16 protein-coding genes are annotated in these 22,219 nt (G+C 38.0%); all 16 read left to right on the top strand.

Annotated elements, in window-relative coordinates:
* Positions 1–23: 23 nt before the first annotated feature.
* The 16 genes from FNN08_RS06860 to FNN08_RS06785 all read left to right on the top strand — a co-directional run bounded on the left by FNN08_RS06860 (position 24) and on the right by FNN08_RS06785 (position 22,202).
* A complete protein-coding gene (locus FNN08_RS06860) occupies positions 24–659 on the top strand; it encodes an acetyltransferase (protein WP_185962582.1) in 636 nt (211 codons plus the stop codon).
* Positions 660–791: 132 nt separating this feature from the next.
* Positions 792–1,466 carry a T6SS phospholipase effector Tle1-like catalytic domain-containing protein gene (locus FNN08_RS06855; protein ID WP_143583970.1) on the top strand — a complete coding sequence of 225 codons (675 nt, stop codon included), beginning with the start codon at positions 792–794 and terminating at the stop codon, positions 1,464–1,466.
* A 131-nt stretch (positions 1,467–1,597) separates the two neighbouring features.
* Entirely contained in the window at positions 1,598–6,901 is a 5,304-nt protein-coding gene (locus FNN08_RS06850) for a sulfatase-like hydrolase/transferase (RefSeq protein WP_185962580.1), read from the top strand.
* A 12-nt stretch (positions 6,902–6,913) separates the two neighbouring features.
* Positions 6,914–8,065, top strand: a complete 1,152-nt coding sequence (locus FNN08_RS06845) for a hypothetical protein (protein ID WP_143583968.1) — start codon at positions 6,914–6,916, stop codon at positions 8,063–8,065.
* Between the two features lie 343 nt (positions 8,066–8,408).
* Entirely contained in the window at positions 8,409–8,921 is a 513-nt protein-coding gene (locus FNN08_RS06840) for a hypothetical protein (RefSeq protein WP_143583967.1), read from the top strand.
* Between the two features lie 289 nt (positions 8,922–9,210).
* A complete protein-coding gene (locus FNN08_RS06835; RefSeq protein WP_143583966.1) occupies positions 9,211–10,617 on the top strand; it encodes a hypothetical protein in 1,407 nt (468 codons plus the stop codon).
* 10 nt (positions 10,618–10,627) lie between these two features.
* Positions 10,628–11,623, top strand: coding sequence for a hypothetical protein (locus FNN08_RS06830; RefSeq protein WP_143583965.1), 996 nt, complete (start codon positions 10,628–10,630; stop codon positions 11,621–11,623).
* A gap of 18 nt (positions 11,624–11,641) precedes the next feature.
* Positions 11,642–12,148 carry a hypothetical protein gene (locus tag FNN08_RS06825; RefSeq protein ID WP_143583964.1) on the top strand — a complete coding sequence of 169 codons (507 nt, stop codon included), beginning with the start codon at positions 11,642–11,644 and terminating at the stop codon, positions 12,146–12,148.
* A gap of 13 nt (positions 12,149–12,161) precedes the next feature.
* The gene (locus tag FNN08_RS06820) at positions 12,162–12,353 is read left to right on the top strand and encodes a hypothetical protein (RefSeq protein ID WP_143583963.1); all 192 of its coding nucleotides are present in this window, start codon (positions 12,162–12,164) and stop codon (positions 12,351–12,353) included.
* A 159-nt stretch (positions 12,354–12,512) separates the two neighbouring features.
* Positions 12,513–13,706 (top strand): hypothetical protein, encoded by a 1,194-nt coding sequence (locus FNN08_RS06815; RefSeq protein ID WP_143583962.1) that lies wholly within the window; start codon positions 12,513–12,515, stop codon positions 13,704–13,706.
* A gap of 142 nt (positions 13,707–13,848) precedes the next feature.
* Positions 13,849–15,054 (top strand): nucleotidyltransferase family protein, encoded by a 1,206-nt coding sequence (locus FNN08_RS06810; protein ID WP_143583961.1) that lies wholly within the window; start codon positions 13,849–13,851, stop codon positions 15,052–15,054.
* A 473-nt stretch (positions 15,055–15,527) separates the two neighbouring features.
* Positions 15,528–16,061: a transcription/translation regulatory transformer protein RfaH gene (rfaH, locus tag FNN08_RS06805; RefSeq protein ID WP_143583960.1), complete on the top strand. Its 534-nt coding sequence runs from the start codon at positions 15,528–15,530 to the stop codon at positions 16,059–16,061.
* Between the two features lie 340 nt (positions 16,062–16,401).
* Positions 16,402–16,833, top strand: coding sequence for a low molecular weight protein-tyrosine-phosphatase (locus tag FNN08_RS06800; protein ID WP_143583959.1), 432 nt, complete (start codon positions 16,402–16,404; stop codon positions 16,831–16,833).
* Between the two features lie 77 nt (positions 16,834–16,910).
* On the top strand, positions 16,911–18,038 hold the full coding sequence (locus tag FNN08_RS06795; protein WP_185962579.1) for a polysaccharide export protein: 1,128 nt from the start codon (positions 16,911–16,913) through the stop codon (positions 18,036–18,038).
* A gap of 133 nt (positions 18,039–18,171) precedes the next feature.
* Entirely contained in the window at positions 18,172–20,436 is a 2,265-nt protein-coding gene (locus FNN08_RS06790) for a polysaccharide biosynthesis tyrosine autokinase (protein ID WP_143583957.1), read from the top strand.
* A gap of 488 nt (positions 20,437–20,924) precedes the next feature.
* Complete coding sequence (locus tag FNN08_RS06785) at positions 20,925–22,202, top strand: polysaccharide biosynthesis C-terminal domain-containing protein (protein WP_143583956.1); 1,278 nt, start codon at positions 20,925–20,927, stop codon at positions 22,200–22,202.
* Positions 22,203–22,219: the final 17 nt, after the last annotated feature.

The raw sequence follows: 22,219 nt of genomic DNA, 5'->3' as shown, positions 1-22,219 counted from the left end.
ACAATAATTTTCAAGGATCACACGTGCTTACTCATCCAAATACCATCGCCATTTTAGGCATTGACGACCACGGTAAAGTTGCCGCAGAAATAGCCGAGCAAAATGGCTACCAAGTATTCTTTTTCGACAACCAATACCCACAAGTAAAACAATGTGGTCATTGGGATGTTGTAGGTAATGAAGATGACCTAAAAGCCCATGGTTCAAGTTACGATGCAATCTTTGTTGCCCTTAGTCATAACAAGATCAGAAAGCAAAAGCTTAGTGAGTTCAAATCTCTTGGCTTTAGAACCACTGCACTAATATCTCCTTACGCCATCATCAGTGAATACGCAGAAATTAACGACGCAGTGTTAATTGTTGCCAACTCAACCATTAACTACGGCGTTAAAGTAGGAGAAGGCTGTATTATCAATACCGGTGCAACAATCGATCACGGCTGTGTTATCGACCCATACGTACACGTATCTCCTGGCGTTAACATTGCTGCAGAAGTAAGAATAGGGGAATTTAGCTGGGTTGGTATAGGTTCAACACTTACGCACCATATTAAAATATCGCACACCGTAATTGTTGGCGCTGGCGCAGTAGTACTTAACGACATACCTGCAGAGGTTACCGTAGTAGGCTGTCCAGCCCACATCGTTCGCCGTAAATAATATCAATTATTCTTCGACCATTTATTAATCGTCGTTTTACACCACATTCGTCGTTCCCGCGTAGGCGGGAATCCACCTTGACACAATTCAATCATCTATTACCTTTAAATAATAAAACTACCAAGGAAGATGATGAAAAGAATAATAATCTGCGCAGATGGAACCTGGAATCGTCCAGAGCAACTCAATAAAAAACAATACCCAACCAACGTATTGCAATTCGCTATTGCTGCTCAGATTAAAATTAACTTTATCGGTGTTTGGGATACAGTAGGTGCAATGGGGTTACCGTTCACCATATTTGGTTTAATCAAAGACAACCATTTGTTTTACGATAGAAAAATTGGCAGCAATATAATCAAAGCTAGGCATGCACTAGCACTTGATGAAATAAGAAATGATTTTGAACCAACTATCTGGGAGCACAAACCTAGCGTTGATATGAAGCAAGTGTGGTTTGCTGGTAACCATTCAGATATTGGCGGTAGTTATGCACCTGACAAAGACACTACCTGTTTAGCCGATATCCCTAAACACTGGTTAATGAACGAAGCACAAAAGTCTGGCTTAGCATTTGAGTCTTATTTTACAGCGCCAAGCATAAACCCATTAGCCAGCCAGCATAATGAATATAAAGGTAAATATAAATTACTCGGTAAACATGTTCGCAGCATACCCGATCCTATGATTAACCCTACCTATATACATCAGTCGGTAAAACAGCGTTACCAAGAAAGTAACTACACAAATCCATGCCTTGAAAACTACTATAAAAAGCACGGCTGTTGGCCAGAGATTGTTACCTAAAATACTCGTTATTAGTTTCAATAAAACCACAATTTTTTAAGTTACCACCAACCTAAAACATAGTAGTTTATATAGACAGTTGTAGATAATTCTGTTTAACTAAAGTTAAACAAATGATAACGATGTCAAAAATGCGCATACTTTTAACAATATTTGTATTACTACTTTCTATTAATTCTGCAAGTGCTAAACAACCACCAAATATATTATTTATAGCCGTGGATGATTTAAAACCACTATCAGGTGCGTTTGGAATACAGGATGCCATTACTCCTAATATTGATGCATTAGCAAACAGTGGGGCACAGTTTAATCGCGCCTACAGTCAATGGCCTGTATGTGGCCCATCTCGTATGAGCTTATTAACAGGTCAGCGCCCAGAAACTAATGGCATCATGAATTTAAGCGATAAAATTCGTGATGTTAATCCAAATGTTGTCACTCTACCGCAAAAACTAAAACAAAACGGTTACCATACTTCCGCTTATGGCAAAATTTTTGATTCAAGGAATGTTGATGCAAGTCATGATGCCGTGTCTTGGTCACAACCCTATAGCAATATATCTGGCTCAATAGATAGTAAAACTAACAATGGCAATGTAGCCGTTAAAGCCATTGATGCTAACGACGAAGAATTTGTTGATGGAAAAATAGCTGCAGCAGCACTTACACAATTAGAAAATTTAGCAAATACAGAGCAACCATTTTTCTTAGGCGTAGGTTTTAAACGCCCACACTTACCTTTTTATGCCCCTAAATCGTATTTTGACCAATATAATGTTGACTACTTTAATGTAGCTGCCTTTAATACATTACCGTTAAACTCAGACCCTACTTATGTGTCACATACAAGTAATGAGCTAGTAAATTCTTATTGCCTAACGCCAGGAGAAAAAACCGAGGAAGATCCATGTGTTGGCGGAACTAAATATGAGCATGGCAACATAAGTGTTGCCCAGCAAAAAGACTTAATTCATGGCTATTACGCAACCACTAGCTTTGTCGATGCTCAAGTTGGGCTTTTAATAGCAAAGTTAGAACAGCTTGGTTTGAGTGACAATACAGTGATTGTTTTTTGGGGCGATCATGGCTTTAGTTTAGGCGAGCAAGGAGAGTGGGGTAAACACACTGTTTTAGAGCAAGCTAACCGCGTACCGGTAATAATTAAAGTACCTGGCCAAGCCGCAATTGCCACAGATGCATTATTTGAGCTAACCGACATATACCCTACCATTTTAGACATTGCCGGCTTAAATCAACCATCAGATCTTGATGGTGTGAGTCAGCTTTCTGTGATCAAACAGCAAAACCTTAAAGTACGTGATGTAGCTATTAGCCAGTATAAACGTAATAGTGCAATGGGCTACTCTATGCGTACCGACACCCACCGTTATAACGAGTGGTGGCATACGAATAATGGCACTTTAGATTATAGTGAACTATACGCCATTACTAACGACCTAGTTGAAACCGAAAACACCTTTGATTCAATAAATAGCAACGCACTAACCTCTTATCAAAATTTACTTAGACAAAATAATCAAGGCTTAAACTATATTGGCGTAACAAATGGTGATGCCAAAATACTTAGTGCAAACATAGGGCAAGCGAGAGAAGTTAGCCCATATCTATTTGGCTTTAATGGCAATATGATGACCCATTTAAAGTTTAATCCTTGGAATAAGCCTGAAGTTAACGAGCTCTTTGCCAAAACACATGCCAATGTTATGCGCTACCCAGGTGGCACCATAGCAAATCACTTTGATTGGACCAAAGGCGTACAATTTAGCTATGAAAAAAATGAGCAAGGGGAATATGTATTAGACGAATTTGGTAATAAAATTCAAGAAGACTCTACTGGTGACTACAAACTTGAAAACTTCAAAGTAGGCTATGATCAACAAGGCTTTATGCCAATCTATGTGGTTAATATCTTAACCAAAGATCTTCAACATACGCTTGATGGTTTAGCACAAGCAAAATCACTGGGTTTACCTGTTGAATATATTGAAATGGGTAACGAGTTTTATTTAGGTGCAGGAGGATTTCCTGAGTACACAGCTGAATTTCCAACTGGTGCCGAATACGGTACTAAAGCTTGCGCTTGGATTGAGCAAATAAGAGCTATTTATCCTGATGCCAAGTTCGCTTTAAATAGCACCATGAGCCCATGGGCCCGAGACATTAACTGGCATGAAGAGATATTAAGTACCTGTACTGATTTTGACGCCAGTATAATTCATTCCTATCCACGCAGTGGTATTACAACAGACTCAAGTGAAAGTGGTGATAACTATTGGGGAACCACAACAGAGCAACAAACTCAGTGGACTAACTTTAATAATGCTGCAAACGTAGATTCCATGCTAGCGCAACCGTTTGTTAGTTGGCAAAGTGATGTAGACAATAATAACTTGCCTGAAGATGAAGTTATCTGGATCACTGAATTTAACTTTGGTGACTCAGTTGGCCCTACTCGAAATACTTGGGCACATGCTTTGTTTAACGCCAATCAAATTCAAAGTTACTTAAACGATGGCCGAGTTGAAATGATCTTAATGCACAACTTGATCACCGGCGCAAAAGAAGCGGGCATTAACAACTCAACCATCTTCAATGGACTAGAAATAGATCATGGTCAAGGTGATTTAAGTGCCCAAAAGTATGACTTATCTGCAAGTGGTCATGTAATGGCTGCTTTTGGCCAATCTTTAAATAATATGAGCCATATTGCGCCATTAGAAATTAATGAAAGCCCACAGGTAAATGCAGGTGGTGGTAGTTATGATGCTGTTTATGGCTGGCAAGGAAGCAATGCTAACGAGACACGTTATATTATCGTTAACACTTCATCGGTAGCTTATTCAATAAGTACCGCTAATATAACCCCAAGCATAGATCATGTAGAGCAATTTTCATCAACTCCGCAAGCCTTTGTAACCAGTGAAGAACTAGTTGCCGGTGGCTTTAGTGGTGAGTTGCCTGAAATATTACACCTGCCTGCGCATAGTATCACCACTATTGGTGCTACAGCACCTGCACAGCAAGAAGTTATCAGTGAATTTCCTGCCACACTTTTCGCCAATGATGATCATCAAACTAGTGAAGCTAGCCCATCCGGGAAAGGTGATGGAGCGGCACTCACTATACCCATACGTGGTGGTGTAGGAACACAATATCAGCCACACATAAAATTTGATATATCGGCACTTCGAGGGCAAATTGGTCAAGCCAAATTACGAGTTAAATCTGACAATGTTAGTTATGCTGTTACGGCACACCTTGCAGAAAATAATTGGGATGAGTACGTAACTAGCTGGAACACAAGGCCAATAGCCTCAACTCAAGTTGGCACTGTAACCCCAGATGTCGGCGCATGGTTTGAATATGATGTTACAGGTGTTCTCAACTCAGAAAAACTTAAAGGTAAGCGTTTTATTAGCTTTGTTTTAAGTACCGATGAAAGTAATACCGCATTTAGAAGAATATTAACCAAAGAAGCCGGTTTTTCTCCTGAGTTGGTGATTGACTCAGTAACTAATACACCTCTTACTATCCAAAGCCCATATGCGATAAACGTTAATGCCAATAGTGATGTAGTAGGGGACTTAACAGGGCAAGTGACTGATATTGAAAATGATACTTTAACATTTAATAAAGTATCAGGCCCAAGCTGGTTAACTATTTTCGCTGATGGCAGTTACCAAGGTACGGCGCGTTTAAATAACTTAGGACTAAACAGCTTTGTTGTTGAAGTATCTGACGGTTATGGCCCTGCGCAGCAACTCATTTTTGATGTAAATGTTAGCTACGCCAAAGGAGCAAAATATATTGCTAATGAGTTTAGCGTTACCGTTGCTGAAGATACCTATGTTAAAGAAGCTGATGCGGTAGTTACTGATCACTCAGCAGAGAAAACGTTACATTTACGCCAAGAGTTTGGCACAACAGTTAATCAAAGTCGCATTCCGTATTTGAAATTTAACGTGCCAGTACTTAATGGCGCTATAACCTCAACGCGATTATTTTTACACTCCAATAATATTAGCGGCAACATAAATGTGCACCAAACTAATAATAACTGGGATCAAACAACGTTATTTTGGCAAACTAAGCCGGCAGTTGGAGAATTAATTGCAACGGCCACAGCGATTGACGGCGAATGGTTTAGCGTTGATGTAACTAGCTATATCAATAGTGAAGGTACATTTTCTATTGCTTTAGATGAACAATCAAATGACTATAAACAGCTTCACTCAAAAGAAGGCGGCTTTGCCCCGTATTTGTTAATAACAACAAACCCAGAAACACCTCAAGCTCCAAATCATTATGTTAAAAATGTAGAGCTAACTACATCACTTGATGCCAATAATCAAGTAAGTGCGACAGCGGTAGTAACCGTGGTTGATGATTTTGGTTTAGCAATTAGCAATGCCATGGTAAGTGTTACCTTCAAAGGTAACTACCGAGAAAGCATGCAAGGCATAACCGATGAGAATGGTCAAATTAGCTTTACTAGCCCTAGCTACTCACAAAATATTAATGTAAGTGTTCAGGTTGATGCTGTTAGCTTAAATAACAGTACTTATAATCCTAGCTTGAATGAAGTGAGCGAAACTAGTGTAAGTTACCAGTACCCACAAATAGAGGTTAGCCCTACACATGTATTTGTTAATGGCAAGCAAGGTGAAAACGGGCAAACCCAGCAGGTAAGTTTTACTAATAAATCAGGTGCAGAGGTTAATTTTACCAACCTAACCATTACTGGTTTTGACTTACTCGCGCCAAATACGGGGTTAGATTGTAATACAGTTATCACTTTAGCTGATGGCGAGAGCTGTAGTGTTGTTGTTAAGGCAACAATGAGTTCACCATCGACAGGGATACTAGTTTTTAACACCGATGCGAGCATGTTAGCGAATTACCCGGTATTTATTTCACAACATATATCAGCACGTGAAGAAGCGGTTAAACGTATAGCGCCAGTATTAAATAATTTTACTATTACTAATACGGCAACTCAGTTACCTGTCGAAACACCTATGCAAGCCCAGCAAAGCTATTTACTTGATTTCTGGTTAGATGGTTATGATCCAACTGCCTATGTTGCAGCTGCCGTTGTTTTTGAATGTGCAGATGTTAATAACGATTGTGCTACCAACACCACAGGTAAGCTTGCATCTGTTGTCGCAACGCCAACAGAACAATCAACAGGCTCATTAAGCTTTAAAGATGAAAGCTCTCAGAATTACCGTTATCAAGCGTACTTTACCTTACCAGAATATACCCCTGGCAATAGCATAGTGCTGCGTTTGTATTATAAAACACAAATGGATAACAAAGCCGGTAATAGATATGTGTCAGTTGTCATTCCAGGTGGCCAACAATTAAATATGGCTGGTGACTTAGGTCGCAAGATCATCCTAAGTCAATAGTAAGGAATAGAGATGAATTATTTTAAACATATGTTACTCCAGTCATCAAAAGCGTTTGCATTACTAAGTGTTTGTTGTATCTCGTTAACGGCCAATGCTGAGCTGAGTTTAGATGAAAGCAGCTTATTGTTTGCACCAAGCAACATAGGTGAGACTCAAGAGCTACAAGCTTTGTTAACTAGCTCTGGATCACTAACCTTAACTGCACAGGATTTTAACTTACAACAATTTGGCGCAGGTGATTATAGTGTTGACACTAGCAACTGTGAAAATGTTGAGCTGCAAAACAGTCCTTGTTTTTTAAGCGTAAGTTTTTCTGCGAGCATAGTTGGCAAGCAAGCAGCGCTGCTAACAATCACTAACCCAAATGATGGCAATCAAACGCCTCTTTATGTAAGTAACTTCTTTAAACAGCCGGTAGAGCAAGAAAGCCGCAGACGCTTAGCCCCTATAGTAGCTAATGTGCAAGTAAGGGATATAAGCGACCCTAACAACCCCGTACTCGTTGATACAAATGAACTAAGCGAAGACACGCCATATCAACTAACCTGGCTGGTGATGAGTTACGATAAAATTTTAAGCAAGCCGTATATTGTTGAGTGCACTAAATCGAGCGCTAATGATGACATATACGACACTTTTGATGAAGACTGCGCCGCAGTGATATCTGAATTACAAAATAGCGAAGAGAGTGCTTGTAGCGAAACTAGCTCAGGTACATCAGATAGTTTCGACCCAGATGCAGAGCCATGTGTACAACCTACAAGCAATGCTATTAATAAAGTTTATCAAGATACTACCAACGACGGCATTGTTAATGGCAGTTTTGTAAAAGCCTATAACGCCCAATTTATCGACGCACCAATACTCACAGGCAATGAGAAAGAACAACTAAGCCTGGAAACTTTCAGCTACTCTGGCAAGGTTGCTACTTACCAGCAGTTTGCAACTAACTTTATCATTGCCCAAGGCACTGCAAGTGAAATTAATAACACATTCGTAATCCGATTTTATTCACAAGAGCAAAGCTCAGTAGAGCTAGGTTTAACCTCAGGTATAAGTAATATTTTGTCAGGAAAAATAGATTTTTTAAATCAAGCTGAAGCTGGATTCTTTAAAAATGACGGCAGACGCCTCTCGTTCAACGTAACGGTAAACGAGTAAATAGGCTAAAGAGCTTTTATCGACGAACACGCCAACACTCGACGAACATGGCCCGTATTAGATGAGCGCGGCCATATTAGATGAGAGTGGCCACATTAGTGAACACGCCCCACATTCGTCGTTCCCGAGTAGTCGGGAATCCATGGCTCTTTCGTCTAGTATCGTCGTTCCCGCGCAGGCGGGAATCCATAGCTCTTTCGTCGACTATGATTTTTATCGTCGTTCCCGTGAAGACGGGAATCCATAGCTCTTTCGTCGACTATGATTTTTATCGTCGTTCCCGAGTAGTCGGGAATCCATAAAACATAAATGACAAAGGTCGTTTAAACAAAAAGATAACATTATGAAAAAACATATAATACTAATATTCGCATCGCTTATTTTAACTGCATGTGGCGGAAGCAAAACACAAGAGCAGGGCCTAAATGAACCCCCTAAATCAGAAGCACCTGAACCAACGCCAGCAAAATCCGTAACAGATGAAAATCTAGATAACACAAAGGAAACCCCTGAGATAAATGAGCCCGCCACCACTGTGCCAGAGCAAGATCTTTCTTCTGTTGCCCTAGCTAGTCCAAGTAAGTTTAAAACCTATCAAAAAAACGATATGGTTTTAATAAGCTGGCCAAAAGTAGAAAACGCACAAAGCTATAACGTATATATTTCAAGTACCAGCGAATCATCTGCAGCAGATGAAGTAATAAACACAACAACCAATAACTTTAAACACAGTAATTTAAATCAATCAGAGTATTCATATCGAATTCAAAGTGTTGCAGGTAACCAACGTAGTGGAATGTCGTCAACAATTACAGTAAAGCTGTTTAATACTAAAGTGATTGATAACAGCCTATAAGTGCTTAAGGTTTTATCTTTTAAAAATTCGTGACAACGTAATCATTTTTGTTGACATCGATATCTTAGTTGTTAGTATCAATGGTGTAATATTTTTGTAAAAGCTTTGTAGCGTAGGGAGAGTCTCTGTAAGGGCTGTAAATTCGCTACAAAAAAATATTTTATAAGTTCATAGAAGAACGAAATTATATATGGATATATCCGTTAATAATTTAATGTGAAAGAGATCTTCTATGAAAATTAGTTGTATAACAAGTAAGCTATTTATAAAGGTAGTGTGCGGTTTGGCGATGAGCTTTAGTATAGCTTTTAACGCCATGGCCGTTGAAGTAACAGCCGTGGCTAATTTTGCTAAATCGATTAAAAGTGATAATACGCTTCGAAATGGCGGAACATTTATTCAGGTTGCGGGGACAGAGAAAGGGATTGTTAAATTTGATATTGCAAGTCATGGTATTCCTTCAGACGCAACTATTACTTCTGCGACATTACGTGGCACAACTAAAAGTATATTTGGCTCAGGGACTGAACCTGCCGTTGGTAAAACGGATTTAAAAACACAGGCTGAAATTGATGCTATAACTACATTCACAGCCTTCCCTGCTGTAACTCTTATTGGTTCAGGTAGCCAACTAAAGGATACAGAAGGTGGCGAAGTTCAAAATTTTACTATTGATGTAACATCTATGGTTGCGGAAAGTATTCTTGATGCAAACTCAGACTTAGTTGTTGTTGCAGGTACTTTGGGTAGTGGTGCTCAACTTTATACATATAATGCAACTCAAGTAGCAGCTAACCAGCATATGCGTATAGACATTGAATATACGGTACCTCAAGGCACTGCTTTGCTTACCCCAAGCCATGTTAAAATGCATTCTAAGGGGGTTCCAAATGCTGATGGTGCAACAAAGCAAGTTTTTACTCTAACAAACACCCATAGTACTGGATATGTTAAGTACGACAGTACAACGACAACTTTTACTGCTGCACCAACAATTACTAATGATTGTCCCGTTTATTTAGCTCCTGGAGATAATTGTGAAATTACAATTGTGTTAGATAGTAGTGGTGATGCTGATAAAGCTGCATTGGTAAAAGTAAAGGCTGATGGTGTTGATTCTGTAGCTTATGTATACCAGTACGAGTCAATAGAAGAGCAAGCTAAACGAAGAGCTCCTCCTGTTGCTTTTAGTAGTTCAATTAAATTTAATGATGTTGAAATAGATCGAACTCAGGATTTAGATGCTGAAGCTGGTAACTACACTTTTAGTTTCGATCTTGAGAGCTACAACACCGATTATAGTGTATGGCTAGCTATTTATGATTGTACACCAGCCCAAATTAGCGATGAAAGTTGTGGTAATGGCACACCGTTAAAATCTACACCATTAATCCCAACAGCTATAAATGGAAGTGCAAATTATACTGGTAAAGATACTTTTAATGCTACATCGGGAGCCCCTTCCTATAGCATACCTAGTAGTTCTAAAATTGCCTCTATGAGACACAATTTTTCAGAAACATTTGAAATCCCTGCATACAATGAATCTGGTACTAGCTTAGTTGGGCGCCTATTTTATCGTGAGGGTGTTGATGAAAAAATTGGAAATAGAGCTGTTTCTGTTCTTTTTATGGGAGCTAATCTCCATGAAGGTGGAATAGACTCTCTTGGTCGTAAAATTGTTATTTCTCAATAAGGTAGTAAAAATGAAACTTATTAAAACTTTTTATTTGAGCGCTGCCTTAATTGCAACGTCATATGTGTTACCTGCAACAGCTGAAGTAACAGCTGAACGCCAGTTTATGGTATTTGAAAAAACTGCTAATGGTATAACAACAGCAGCTCAAACCATTACAATTAAGTTTGAAGCTGGTGATATATTAAATTTGCCATCAGCCCCTGATAAATCTACAGATGGCTTTGATATTACGTCTAATGACTGTTCAAATGGTGTTGTAGCTACAGATGCTGGTGAGTGCTCTATAACAGCTGATTTTACGCCTTCGGAATCGGTTACTGGTAAGCGCTCCTTTCTTTATGAAATTAACGCCGCTAAGGTAGATTCGACACCTATATTTATGTCAAATTATTTTGATGAATCTGCTGAGTATGAAGCAAGTAGAAGAATTAAACCTGTTATTGAAAAAGTTGTTATATCGAGTCCCACAGATAGCGATCTAACAAAGCTAGAAGAATCAACTGAATATACTTTTGATGTTTATGTGGCTACATATGAGGCTGTTAGACTTAACGCTGTGTTGCTAGATTGTGACGATGTGGGAAGTATATGTGGTGACAGTGTTAATGGTACAAAAGGAACTGTTATAGCTAATATTAATAGTGATGCCGTAACACTTACGGAATCTGAAGTTACAAATGAAGGCCTATCTAAGTACCATTTTAATGGCTTTCAGGCAATTCATCAAAAGTTGAGTTTTACAGTATTTGACTCAGAGGATCCTGACCCTTTAAAATCTCGACCTTATATATCCTCAGGTAGTTTTAACCAGCAAGGAGATAATCAGTTGGTACTCAGAGTGTTTTTCCGCTCTACAAGAGAGAGTAACCGTAGGCTTTATCTAAATGTCGCAACACTATTTGGAGGTAATCTAGAAATAGTTACTAATAATGAAGCCTCTTATTTTGATACTAAAGGCCGTAAGTTAGGCTTTTTGGGCACAAGTTCTTTTGGCCAAAACTAAAATGACGAAGGATTAACAATGAATAAATTAAATTATATCGTACTTCTAAGTGCATTTGGCTTAACAGCTTGTGGTGGAGAATCAAGTAAAACACCTGAAGTAGAAGAAACTCCAGTCGTGGAAGCTCCTATAGTGGAAGAAAGCCCCGTAATTGAAGCTCCAACCACACAAGAGCCTGCAGCTGAAACTCCAAAAGAGTCCCCTGTTTCTGAAACTGATATTGTAGCCCCTAAAGGTATAAAAATTACTGCTACGCCAGATGCCATTAGCCTTGATTGGGATGTTGTTCCTAATGCTACTAGTTATCAAATTTATCACAATGAGGGTGAAGATGTTTCTATTGCAAATGGAATGGTTTACTACACTACATTAAGTGAGTTTAACCATGAAAATCTAAGCGGTGATATACATAGTTATAGAGTTCAAGCAGTAATAGATGATTCTGAGAGTGAATTATCTATGCTTGCAACAGCTGATTTGTCGGCAATTGAAAATGTAGTATCTGATTCTAACAGCGAACAATAAGTTGGATAATAAAATGACTAATAAAAATACAAAAAACAAAATTGAACAAAAGGACGAAGTTCAAAACAACCGTCGCCAGTTTATTTCTAAATTTGGTAAATTAGCCGCTGTAACGCCAATTGCAGTTACTACATTAATGTCAACGTACTCTTCAAAAGCGATGGCTTCTGGAGAAGGTACCGACGATGGCTTTGATGTAATTTAATCGGTTTAAACAAACCGCTTAAACAATTAATAAAAAAGGAGCAAGTCGCTCCTTTTTTATTACACACAACAAAGTGACAAATTTATTTAAACAAACCCCTATTATTGTTACTCTACAACAACTGTTTAGCTAAGCATTCTTACAGAAGTACAAAACATCATGCAGCTCGAAAAAGTTAATTTAAATATCGAACATTTATCTATTTGGTTAAGTGATACTCAAGGAATTGTTTATCACCAAGGGCACAAAAGCTTATATCGACTTGAACCGTTAAGTTTAGCTTTATTGTTTGCACTTGATGATGGAATTAACGAGCAACAAACCATTAGCGAACTGCAACAACACAGCCCGTTATCAGCCGAACAAATTGCGCCAAGCATGCAACAAGTTAAAGCATTGATGGTGAACGATCAAATCGATCGCACCTATGCAGACGGTTTATATCCAGAATTTAACAGCCACTTTAAGCAGCAAGTAAAACCGGGCGACTTTACTTTGAAAGTTGCAAACTCAACCTTTGCTATTACAAGCCAAGACCATGAGTTGTTATCGCATTTAAAAACCTTGTTAGCGCCTATAACTTTAAACAATGAAGCAGGGGATATAACCGAAGTAGATTTTTTATTTGAAATAGAGCACCCAAATGAAATTTATACTTTGTATTCAAACGACCAAGCTGTTGAAGAAAACTTAACCCAAGAGCAAGTAATGCCGGTGTTAATTGACCGCTTGCAAATACTTTCGTATCAACAAAGCCCTTACACCTTTGGTTTTCATGGCGCAGCGCTTGAAAGTATTAATGCAGATAACCCACACAGAGTGTTACTACCTGGTATATCAGGGGCAGGAAAGTCTACGTTAACTGCCGAGCTATCTAAGCAGGGCTATCAAGTGTTCTCTGATGAAATTATTGCTATAAACGATGATCACACCCTAAACACACTAGAGTTACCAATGGCGATTAAATCAGGAAGTTGGCAACATATTGCCAAGCTTTACCCTGAAATAACAACTCAACCAGAGTGGCACCGGGTTGATGGTCGTATATTAAAATATATTTGGCCAGAGCAAATTGCTCACAACAAAACTGCTGAGCTAGTTGATGTGCAAAAAAGTATTAAAACACTGCTTATAAGCCCAAATTACCAAGCTGGTTGCGAGCCACAAATTAAGGCCCTATCAATTATTGAAACAATAGAGTTAGTGACCAATGGCGGCTATCAATTAGGGGTAGAGCTAACCGAGCAGCGAGTAGAGCAGTTAATAGATTTTTGCCAAAGTATAAGCGCTTATCAAATTACTTACGCAAGTAGTGCACAAGCACAAAAAATAATAAATGAGCTTGTTAATTAATTTTTTTGTGTGGCATTATAAATCATACTGGTAAAGTCTTTTGTAGAGTTAATCTACTTACCCATAGTTTTATAAGTAAAAGCATGGATTTGCTATTAAGTTATTTAGGCCCTGAGCCGAGCATATAATAAGAAGAGTGGTTATGAGCGAATCCCAACAAACCGAACTACAAAACCAACAAGTAGAAACGGTAGAGCTACCCGAAATCAAAATATACAAACAAACCTTTTACGATTTAGGTATGTGGTTAACTAGGCCAAACACTCACACAAAAGCGCAGCTATCACGCTTACTTGATGAAGACATGCGTTTACCTCTGCTTACTCTCGCTAATAAATACTGGCTAGTTGGCGCCTTAACTCACAGCTTAAAACACAGCAAGATTTGGAATGAACTTGATAACGAGTTACAAGCTTATTTGCTTGAGCTTGAAACGTTTTACTTTGAGCGTGCCCAAAGTATTATTGATGAAGCGATTTATGCCTGCACACTATTAAATAGCGCCAACATCAAAGTTGTGATGCTTAAAGGTGGAGCCAACTTATTTAGTGGCGTTGCCCAGCCTATTAGCTCGCGCTTTATGACCGACATAGACTTACTCATACCTGAAGAGCAGCATGAAGCAGCCAATGATGTATTAAAAGCCGCAGGCTACAACACCGACCAAGACAAACATGCAGTGCATGCTAAAGAACACCATCATGCACCAGCCTTATACCGAGAAGGCGGCGCTTGTTGTGTAGAGTTACATCGCTGGGTATTAAAAAAATCAGTAAGCGATGTACTTGCTACCGAAGAAGTTTGGCAGCAAGCTATAGAGTTAGAATTAACTGAGGGTTTATCGGTTCAACAGCTTTGTCCAAACCACCAAGCAGTACTATCAATAGCCCATTCTGAAATCTCTCATTCAGGTTATGAAGATAAACACTTTGATCTACGCCAGTTAATAAACCTAGATAGAATAGCCAACTTTTATTTAGTAAAGATTGACTGGCGCGTAGTAGAGCAGCATTTTATCCGTTGTAATAAACAAGCTCCCCTATACGCATTATTGTATGCCATGTTACGTATTACAGGCTTTGATACAACACTACAAGTAGCCAGTAATAAGCAAGCACAACAACACTTTATCGACAGCCTAGCGCAATTTGAACAACGCCAAGGCACTAAAACGAGGTTTTCACATTTACTTGCGGTACTAAAAGGTTATAACAGTGAATCCATTAAGGTTGCCTATGGTAGTGATGGCTCATTCCCGGTAACAGTAGGGCGCTTAAAACACCTTAAACGTCACCTTCTTATGGCTTTAAGCCCAACGTATTTAAAACGTTTTTTAAATAAATTTTAATAACCTAACGCAGGTCCGAATTTATTCGGACGTTATCTCCGGCGGAACCCACGATATTTTCGGACGTATTCGAATCATTTAACGTGCGAAAAATTTCGCACCAAGGATACCTAGCAACCCCGCATTGATTAAAAATAACCTCTGAACTCTTATCGTTTAATAATCATTCATACGGTATAACTAAATTACAAAAACGAGCTAATAGCTATAGCATTTAAAACTTAACTTCCTTATAATCAATCCGCATTAAAAACTAGGTTTTGTACGGTTTTTGAGCTGTTTTAGCGAAAAGTATAAATGAATTAGCAAGTTAGCTATTAAGTACAAATGTTCAACTTGATGGTTAATTGAACAATTTATAATAAATTGCAAAATTTTTTACAAAGATTAAGCAACTAAATCATTTTTTACACCGCAAAGGGCGAACATAGATAAGTACATGGATACTATTTATCTATAAACAAGGAAGATGTATGTTAAACGCACAAGAGTATCAATCATCGCAGCACTGGTATGTATTAACCAGTAAACCACGCGAAGAACAAAGAGCGTTTGATAACTTAACAAGTCAAGGACATGACGTATTTTTACCTAAAATAGCTAAGGTAAAAAAAAGACAAGGAATTAAAGTTGTATCTCTAGAACCACTATTCCCCAATTACTTATTTATTCGTCTCGATAAAGAACAAGCAAATTTTAATGCTGTACGCTCTACTCGTGGCGTTGGTGCCTTTGTACGTTTTGGTGCAACCCAAGCGACAATTAGCGAGCAACTAATAGAAAAAATAAAACAAGACACTCAAGGCGAAGCAGAAAGTAAGACCTTGGATGACTTAATCAAGTTTAATAGTGGTGAAAAAGTAGAAATAACCGAAGGCCCATTTAAAGGCTTAGAAGCAATTTATAAAAGCAAAGACGGTTTAGAACGCAGCATTTTAATGGTAAAAATGCTTGGTCAAGAAAACGAAATAAAAATAGAAAACCAAGTAATAGAAAAAGTAAGCTAGTAACACGGTATTTATCGTCATCCTGAACTCGATTCAGGCTCTTAAAGTGGAAAGATTGCGGCCTACGCCACAATGACAAAGTATAAAGCGTTAAGTAAAAGCGAAAGAAATAAATCTTTCGTCTTCCTCGCGAAGGCGGGGATCCAATAGCTTAAAAACACGATATTTATCGTCATCCTGAACTTGATTCAGGATCTTAATTTTAGCTATCACAAAAAATTCGAATAAAAAATGCCTTTTGGAGCCAAACCAATGGGCGGAAGCGTGCCTAAAAGGGTATGAAAAAGCAAACATAGCTTGTATATTAACTATTATTCATAAGCAGGATTTAGCAAATATTATGTTTAATAACATTTTAACCGTTTGCATCGGCAACATATGCCGCAGCCCAAGTGCTGAAAGAATATTACAGCAACTGTTACCGAGCAAAGGCATAACAAGCGCTGGCATAGGTGCATTAGTTGATCATGAAATTGAAACGAATGCTGCAGAGTTGTTAAAGGTTAATGGCTATAACAGTGATAACCACAAAGCACGCCAAGTAAATGATGATATCATTCAAAATGCTGAGCTTATATTGGTAATGGAAAAGAAACACCAGCAGGTGTTAATGAAAAAATACCCAGCAGCATCAGGAAAAATAATGCTGTTAGGAAAATGGAACAACGAACAAGAAATTCCAGACCCATACAAAAGAAGCAATGAAGCATTTGAACATGCATACCAATTAATCGAAAAAAATTGTCAAGCTTGGGCACAAAAACTGAAATAACAAAGCGCCATTAAAAGACAATTAAAACGCAGGGAATTTAGGGTGTACCCAGTTCAAGGGTACGATGTGAAAATATAATGAATACTAAACTGAAATTATTAACAATCGCTCTTTTATCAACTGTTGCGACAGCCTGTACAGTAGTACCTGGCGGGCATTTAGATGACGTAGAGCTTGCTGAAAACGAAGAAGCGTTTGATATAAGTGAGCAAGTTAATGCCAAGTACATCACACCAAAAGTACTTGCCGAGCTAAAACAAGCTGAACCAACAGCAAGCGTTAACCTTAAATTAGAGCAACAAGTTCAAGACTATAACTACGTTATTGGTAAAGGTGATGTGTTAAGTATAACTGTTTGGGATCATCCTGAACTTACCATTCCTGCCGGTCAATTTAGAAGCGCAGGCGAAAGTGGTAACGTTGTACACTCAGACGGTACTTTGTTTTACCCTTACATAGGTAAAGTAAAAGTAGCTGGCTTAAAGGTTACCGAAGTAAGAGAGCTAATCACAAAACGCTTAGCCCGTTATATTGAAAACCCACAAATAGACGTTGCTGTTGCAGCGTTTCGCTCTAAGCGCACCTTTGTTACGGGTGAAGTAAAACAACCTGCAGTACTTCCTATTACCAATGTACCAATGACTCTGCTTGATGCCTTAAACGTTACAGGTGGTTTAAGCCCGTTAGCGGATTGGCGCTCGGTTACGTTAACTCGCAACGAGAATAATCAAACAAAAGAAGAAACGCTTGATTTATACGCCCTTTATCAAAAAGGTGATATGAGCCAAAACCGGTTAATCCAGCACAACGACATTATCCACGTACCACGTAACGATGCCTTAAAAGTATTTGTTATGGGCGATGTTAAACAACCGCAAACGCAAGTATTAACACGAGCTGGTTTAACCTTAGCTGAAGCATTAAATAACACCGGCGGTATGAGCGAAACAACCGGTGATGTAAGTGGCTTATTTGTACTTAGAGCAAGTACTGAAGAAGACAAGCTCGTAGATGTATACCAATTAGATGCGTCAAATGGCGCAATGCTTTTATTAAGCACACAGTTCGAGTTAAAACCATTAGATATTGTTTACGTAACATCAGCACCAATAGCACGTTGGAATCGTGTAATAATGCAGTTATTACCAACATTTACCAGTATTCGTTATATGAGTGATACTTATAACGACTTTGACGATAAGTAATTAATTTATAATGAAAGCTAATTTCATGCTTTTATTAAGCCAAGAATATTGAAAAAGGATATGAGTACAACAGAATTAGCAACAACAAATGAGGCTATTGTCCTTAATTTCTAATTCTCAACTCTTTTAAACCATGACTGAAACAAAAAATACGCAAAAAATAAAAGTCGACAATAATAATTCAAGCGATGAAATCGATTTAGCTCGCTTGTTTGGATTATTACTCGACTCAAAATGGTTAATTATTTTTGTTACTGCTGCCTTTACCTTTATTGGTATTGTCTACGCACTTATGGCTACACCTGTGTATAAAGCCGATGCGTTAATTCAAATTGAAGAAAAAACCAGTGGTTTACCAGGTGTTGCCGACCTTGAAGAAATGCTAGGTGGTGAGCACGATCCTGAAACCGAAATGGCCTTGCTTAAATCTCGCCGAGTATTAAGTTACGCTGTTGATGAATTAAATTTAGAAATTGTTACATCGCCAAAGTATAAGGGCAGTCTAGGTAAGTTTTTTGCGAGACGTTACGGTAGTAACGTTGAAGGACAAGTGTTTAACCAGCCAATGGCAGCTAACTTGTTTGATGACTCTTACGCTTGGGGCGGAGAGCAAATTAAAGTGACTACCTTTAATGTCACTTCAAGCTATTTAGATGAAACGTTCGAGTTAACTAACCTAGGTAATGGCGCTTACACCTTAACTCTTGGCGAAGAGCAAATACTCACCGGTAAAGTAAACGAGTTAGCAACAACTAAATCTGGTTCAATCGAGCTATTAGTTACCGATCTTAAATCAGATGTTGGCACTGGCTTTTATGTTAAGCGTTTATATCGTGAAGATATTATCGGCGCGTTACAAAAAACATTATCGGTTGCAGGGCAAGGTAAAGATACCGGTATTTTAACGGCGACTTACGAAGGTACAAAGAAACAACACGTTGAAGATGTGCTACATGCCATAACCCAAGGGTTTTTACTGCAAAACGTACAACGCATGTCGGCAGAAATTCAAAACTCAATCGACTACATCAAATCTGAATTACCTGTTTATAAAGATGAGTTAGAACAAGCCGAAGCGAAACTTAATGACTATCGTTTAGAGAACAAATCGGTTGATTTATCCATTGAAACCCAGTCATTTTTAGACCAAGTAGTCGAGTTAGATACTCGTATCCATGAGTTATCGTTTAAAGAAGCTGAAATTTCACAACGCTTCACTAAAGAGCACCCAAGTTATATTTCTCTTAATAAAAAGAAACAAGAGTTACTTGAGCAAAAAGAAGAATTAACACAGTCGGTACAAGGTTTACCAGAAACCCAGCAACAAGTGTTACGTTTAGCCCGAGATGTTGAAGTAAATCAGCAGATCTACCTTTACATGCTTAATAAGAATCAAGAGCTGCGAGTAGCTAAAGCAGGTACGGTAGGTAACATCCATATTGTTGATGAAGCAGTTGTTGGCCGTAAACCAGTTAAACCTAAAAAAGCACTTATTGTTGTATTAGCGACATTACTTGGCGGTATGTTCTCTGTTGCCTTTGTACTAATTAAAGCCGCTTTCCATCGCGGCGTTACTAACCCACAAGATTTCGAAGATATTGGCTTAACGGTTTATGCGACTATCCCGGTAAGTGATGCGCAAAGTAAGTTCTTAGATAAGAAAAAACTCAAAGAAAAGATCAGCAGCAAAGTAGGGCGCAAGAAATCTAAAATTCAAGAAATTTTAGTGGCTAAAGAAAACCCGACCGATCTTGCCGTAGAAGCGGTACGTTCACTGCGCACAAGCTTACACTTTGCTATGCTTGAAGCTAAAAACAACGTAGTAATGATCTCTGGCGCAAGCCCTGGTGTAGGTAAATCGTTTATCTCATCAAATTTAGCAACAGTACTAGCACAAGCTGGACAAAAAGTTCTACTGATTGACGCCGATATGCGCAAAGGCTACATGCAAAAGCTATTCAACTTAAGTTGGGGTAACGGTTTATCTGAGCTTTTATCTGGTAAAGCCCAATTACAAGACGTAGTCAAAGCAACGGATATAGAAAACTTAAGCCTAATTACTCGCGGCGAAGTACCGCCAAACCCATCAGAGTTATTAATGGGCCAGTACTATACTAAGTTAATTGAACAAGCTTCAAAGCAATACGATTTAGTTATAATTGATACGCCGCCAATCCTTGCTGTAACAGACGCCTCAATAATAGGGCATCATGCAGGGACAAGCTTAATGCTAGCAAGGTTTAATCAATCAAGCCTGAAAGAAGTAGCCGCAGCGGTTAATCGTTTCGAGCTAAACGGTATAGATGTTAAAGGCATCATATTTAATGCGGTAGAGAAGAAAGCTAGCAGCTACTATGGTGACTATGGCTACTACAACTATGAGTATAAGAGTAAATAGACAATCCTATTGATTGTAATTGGAGTTGAGTTGTTGTAAGTGATTGTTAAGTAACAACTAAATAAATCTTAGCTCGAATTTAATACAATTTCAACTGGTCTGTCTGACGACAACTTTCGCCCCAGTAAGTAAAGTTATCTGAGTTTAGGTGTTGAATAAACTCAACGAATTAACTAGTTAAATTAAGATCGCCTTTGTTATGAACAATGTTAGTAAAGACAACGATAAGGTTGAAATAATCTAAAAGTAGGTGTCTCAAAGAATAGATATACATAATAATATGTAGTCTATTCTAGTCGAAAGTAACTTGAAGTTCCTAAAAACAAATTGGCTGAAGAGTGAAAATAATAACAAATAATGTAATTTTCCTTTAACTATTATCTTGATATTCCGTATAAGTTTTTAAGCTATGTATAGAAAATTTTAGTTAGTTAAAATTGGAGTTAAGATATTTATTTGTAAAGGTACAATAATAGAATGAATCCCAAATGCTTCTAAATAAATTTTTTGGTGTTGTTGGAGTACAACTCGCAAGTACAGGCTTAACTATATTTTCGGGTATAATTTTAGCCCGCATATTAGGACCTAGTGAATATGGACTTTATAGTTTTGTATTGTCACTAATTGTTCTATTAGTTATCCCTATTACAGCTGGAATACCGCAACTTTTAATGCGCGAGATTGCATATGCTCAATTGTCAAAAAATATAGGCGAAATTAAGGGGTTACTTACATGGTCAATCTTTCATATTATGATTTTGTCTGTAATTATTGTCATATTCCTAGTGATTACTATAAGAATAAAATGGTTTGAAGTTGATATAGCGTACTTACTTAGCATTGCTATGGTATTGATTCCTCTTAAGGGGTTATTAATAAGACAAAACTCAATTTTGAATGCTTTTCGTAAGCCGGTTTTAGCACAGGTTCCTGATAAGCTATTAGCACCATTTATTGCTTTAGTTTGTTATGTAAGTTTGCTCTTATGGGACGAAAATTTTACTTCTTATTTAATAATAGAGATACAAATATTTACAACAATTATTGCTTTTTTAATTAGCTTGTTGCTTGTAAAAAAAACGATATTAGTAAATACAAATCATATAAATAAACAGTATTATCCTTCTAAGTGGAGGCGTTCTATAATACCCTTTGCTATTCTAACAATCGTAAGTGGATTTAACGGTGAAATAGCTAGTGTAATTCTTGGTATTCTTGGAAATATCGAATCGGTTGCTTATTTTAAAGTTGCGTTGCAGGGGGTTGGCCTAGTATCACTAGGTCTTGTAGCTGTCAACGCAGTTACGGGCCCTGAGATTGCAAGGATGTATAAAAGTGACGATTTACTATCTGCCCAATTACTTCTAAATAAAAGCGTAAAGTTGAGTTGTACTTGTTCGTTACCAATTACATTTATTCTAATGTTTTGCGGGGAGTGGGTTATTGTCCCATTGTTTGGTATAGAATATTTACCTGCAGTTAAAATATTATCCATTTTATGTATTGGTCAAATAGCAAATGTTTTGATGGGCTCTGTAGGCTTAGTACTAAATATGACTGGTAATGAGAAGAAAACATTAAGAACGTTGATAATAACTTTTATTTTTAACATTCTACTTTTAATCATTTTAGTTCCCTCATACCATGAAGTTGGAGCTGCAGTAGCTGTTACCGTTAGTATGATCCTGTGGAATATATTAATGGCAATTGATGTTTATAAGACTACCCAACTTAAAACATGGTTAAGGTTTTCTTGCGAAAAGTAGACTTTAAGAAAGGAATA

Origin of the sequence: Thalassomonas sp. M1454 (genome assembly GCF_007097525.1) — a bacterium.
Lineage (GTDB): Bacteria > Pseudomonadota > Gammaproteobacteria > Enterobacterales > Alteromonadaceae > Thalassotalea_A.
This window is presented reverse-complemented; position numbering and strand designations above follow the sequence as displayed.

Bases quoted from the DNA above. Each gene is read 5' to 3' on its own strand.
- FNN08_RS06855 (WP_143583970.1), top strand. From the start codon at position 792: ATGAAAAGAATAATAATCTGCGCAGATGGAACCTGGAATCGTCCAGAG.
- FNN08_RS06850 (WP_185962580.1), top strand. From the start codon at position 1,598: ATGCGCATACTTTTAACAATATTTGTATTACTACTTTCTATTAATTCT.
- FNN08_RS06845 (WP_143583968.1), top strand. From the start codon at position 6,914: ATGAATTATTTTAAACATATGTTACTCCAGTCATCAAAAGCGTTTGCA.
- FNN08_RS06840 (WP_143583967.1), top strand. From the start codon at position 8,409: ATGAAAAAACATATAATACTAATATTCGCATCGCTTATTTTAACTGCA.
- FNN08_RS06835 (WP_143583966.1), top strand. From the start codon at position 9,211: ATGAGCTTTAGTATAGCTTTTAACGCCATGGCCGTTGAAGTAACAGCC.
- FNN08_RS06830 (WP_143583965.1), top strand. From the start codon at position 10,628: ATGAAACTTATTAAAACTTTTTATTTGAGCGCTGCCTTAATTGCAACG.
- FNN08_RS06825 (WP_143583964.1), top strand. From the start codon at position 11,642: ATGAATAAATTAAATTATATCGTACTTCTAAGTGCATTTGGCTTAACA.
- FNN08_RS06820 (WP_143583963.1), top strand. From the start codon at position 12,162: ATGACTAATAAAAATACAAAAAACAAAATTGAACAAAAGGACGAAGTT.
- FNN08_RS06815 (WP_143583962.1), top strand. From the start codon at position 12,513: ATGCAGCTCGAAAAAGTTAATTTAAATATCGAACATTTATCTATTTGG.
- FNN08_RS06810 (WP_143583961.1), top strand. From the start codon at position 13,849: ATGAGCGAATCCCAACAAACCGAACTACAAAACCAACAAGTAGAAACG.
- rfaH (WP_143583960.1), top strand. From the start codon at position 15,528: ATGTTAAACGCACAAGAGTATCAATCATCGCAGCACTGGTATGTATTA.
- FNN08_RS06800 (WP_143583959.1), top strand. From the start codon at position 16,402: ATGTTTAATAACATTTTAACCGTTTGCATCGGCAACATATGCCGCAGC.
- FNN08_RS06795 (WP_185962579.1), top strand. From the start codon at position 16,911: ATGAATACTAAACTGAAATTATTAACAATCGCTCTTTTATCAACTGTT.
- FNN08_RS06790 (WP_143583957.1), top strand. From the start codon at position 18,172: ATGACTGAAACAAAAAATACGCAAAAAATAAAAGTCGACAATAATAAT.
- FNN08_RS06785 (WP_143583956.1), top strand. From the start codon at position 20,925: ATGCTTCTAAATAAATTTTTTGGTGTTGTTGGAGTACAACTCGCAAGT.